Genomic DNA, 2,504 nt, shown 5'->3' on the forward strand with positions numbered 1-2,504 from the left:
TGTTTATGATAATCTAAAAATACCCTAGTAGAATAGTTGAAAATTCCCCTAGAGGAAATATAAAATAACCCTATGAGACTTCATAGGGGGGCTAAGGGGATGATTAGTTTAGTGGAAAAACAAGAAATAATTCTATCGCATTTCAGGGAAGGGAAGTCCCAGTGGGAGATTCATAGGAGAACTGGAATTGATAGAAAAACCATCAGAAAATACATTAGGGAGTATGAAAAAAAGAAAAGACAACTACTCAACTCTCAAGAGGAAGATAAGGAACTAATAGCAGATATTATCTCAGCACCAAAGTATGATAGTAGCAATAGGATTAGAAGAAAGCTAACAGATGAGATAATAGAGAGGATTCATTTTTTCCTCAAGGAAAATGAGATAAAGAAAGCTACAGGAAGGAGTAAACAACAGAAGAAAAAGATTGATATTTATGAAGCTTTAATTGAAGAAGGTTATGATATAAGCTATCCGACAGTATGTACCTACATTAGAGAGAATTGTAAGCAGACCAAAGAAGCCTACATAAGGCAAGAGTATCAACTAGGGGAAGTATGTGAGTTTGATTGGGGTTATGTAAATCTTATCATAGATGGCAAGCCTAAAAGCCTACAAATGGCAGCCTTCGCCAGTGCTAAAGGCAATTATCGCTATGCTAGGTTGTATCATAATCAAAGGATGGAGCACTTTCTAGATGTTCATGTAAAGTTTTTTAACCAAGTTGAGGGGGTTTATCAAACTGTTGTTTATGACAATATGAAGGTAGCTGTAAAAAGGTTTGTCAGTAAAACAGAGAAGGACCCCACAGAAGATCTTTTGAAATTATCTTTGTATTACGGGTTTAGGTATAGGTTTTGTAATGCCTGTAGCGGTAATGAAAAGGGACATGTGGAAAGAAGCATCGAGTACATAAGAAGAAAGGTTTTTAGCAAAAGAGACACCTTTAAGAACCTTGATGAAGCCAATGAATATCTTCAGGAAGTACTAGTTAAACTGAATGATCGCATAACAGAGTACAACGATGGTAAAAGTCCTAGAGATATCCTTGAGGAAGAAAAGCCATATCTTCTTGAATTGATGCCTAGTTATGATACAGCTAGAACGACAGAGCTTAGGGTTAATAAATATTCTGTCATAAGCATTGATGAAAACAAATACTCTGTTCCCGATGATCTAGTGGGTAAATTCGTCTTTGTAAAAATATATCCAGAAACAATCTTTGTTTACCATCACAACAAGCTCATAGCACAGCATAACAGAAATTATGGTACCCATACCTGGAATATCAAGATAGAGCATTACATAAAAACCATAAAAAAGAAGCCTGGGTCACTTCATTCCAGCACAGCCATGCGACAAATGAACCCCACGCTTCAAACCATATACAATAAATATTATACAGAAAATCCTAAGGATTTCATAGACCTTCTTGAATTAATTGGTCAAAAAGGATTAGAAAAAGTTGAAAGTGTCATTAAAGAGTTAGAAAAGCTCAGCCCCATTGGGATTAATACAGAGAAAATAAAGATGCTATGTAATAGAAATAAAGACGAAGAAAAAATCATCCATCAAGAAAGGGCTACTCAAATAGAAGAACACTCAAAATTAATATTAAGTCATTACGGTAATCTTCTTAAAGGTTCATGTGTAGCCTTTCACAAGGAGGCTAAAATCATATGAACCAAAAAGAAATCTATGAAAAAATAACCTTGTTTGCAAAAGAACTTAAACTACCCTACATGCTAAGGTATTTTAAAGAAGAGCTTACCGAAGCCAATAAGAATAGCAAAACCTATGATGCTTTTCTTTATGACCTTTTAGAAAATGAATACGACCTTAGAAAAGACAATGGAAGGAAAAGTAGGATTAGAAGTGCAAGGTTTCCGTATAAAAAATACCTTGAAGATTTAATCATAGAAGATTTACCAGAAGATGCAAGAAATAAAGTAAATGTGTTCTCGACCCTTGAGTTTATTGAAACAGGTCAAAATATTATCCTGGCAGGCAATCCAGGTACGGGGAAGACCCACATGGCTATTGGTTTAGGCATAAAAGCCTGTAATGCAGGCTATAAAGTGCTGTTTACCACCATTCCCCTACTGGTGAATGAATTAAAGGAAAGTAGGTCAGAAAAGACTCTTCGAGCCTTTGAAAAAAGGTTTGAAAAATATGATTTAATCATAGCCGATGAGCTAGGGTATATCTCCTTTGATAAAGAAGCTTCTGAGCTACTTTTTACATACTTATCTTTAAGGGCGGGTAGAAAATCAACCATTATTACCACCAACCTTTCCTTTGAAAGGTGGGATGAAATATTTAAAGATCCAGTTATGACAGCTGCTATGATAGATAGGTTGACTCATAAATCCTACATAGTTAATATGAATGGCAATTCTTATAGACTAAAGGAAACCAAACGATGGCTTGAAGAGCAATAATTTTTTACTCCCCTAGGGGAAATTTCAATTAGTATATAGGGGAATTTTGAATTGACAAATACA

The 2,504-nt window shown here is 35.0% G+C and carries 2 protein-coding genes; both read left to right on the forward strand.

Annotated features, from left to right (window positions below; translation table 11 throughout):
• Positions 1 to 99: 99 nt before the first annotated feature.
• Positions 100 to 1,683, forward strand: a complete 1,584-nt coding sequence (gene istA, locus F9B85_RS13985; RefSeq protein ID WP_151621823.1) for an IS21 family transposase — start codon at positions 100 to 102, stop codon at positions 1,681 to 1,683.
• Entirely contained in the window at positions 1,680 to 2,441 is a 762-nt protein-coding gene (gene istB / locus F9B85_RS13990; RefSeq protein WP_151621824.1) for an IS21-like element helper ATPase IstB, read from the forward strand. The genes istA and istB overlap by 4 nt, the downstream gene beginning before the upstream one ends.
• The last annotated feature ends 63 nt before the right edge of the window (positions 2,442 to 2,504 follow it).

Source organism: Heliorestis acidaminivorans (assembly GCF_008933955.1).
Lineage (GTDB): Bacteria > Bacillota > Desulfitobacteriia > Heliobacteriales > Heliobacteriaceae > Heliorestis > Heliorestis acidaminivorans.

What these genes read in the sequence shown, in the direction of transcription:
- istA (WP_151621823.1), top strand. Translation starts at nt 100, where the DNA reads ATGATTAGTTTAGTGGAAAAACAAGAAATAATTCTATCGCATTTCAGG.
- istB (WP_151621824.1), top strand. Translation starts at nt 1,680, where the DNA reads ATGAACCAAAAAGAAATCTATGAAAAAATAACCTTGTTTGCAAAAGAA.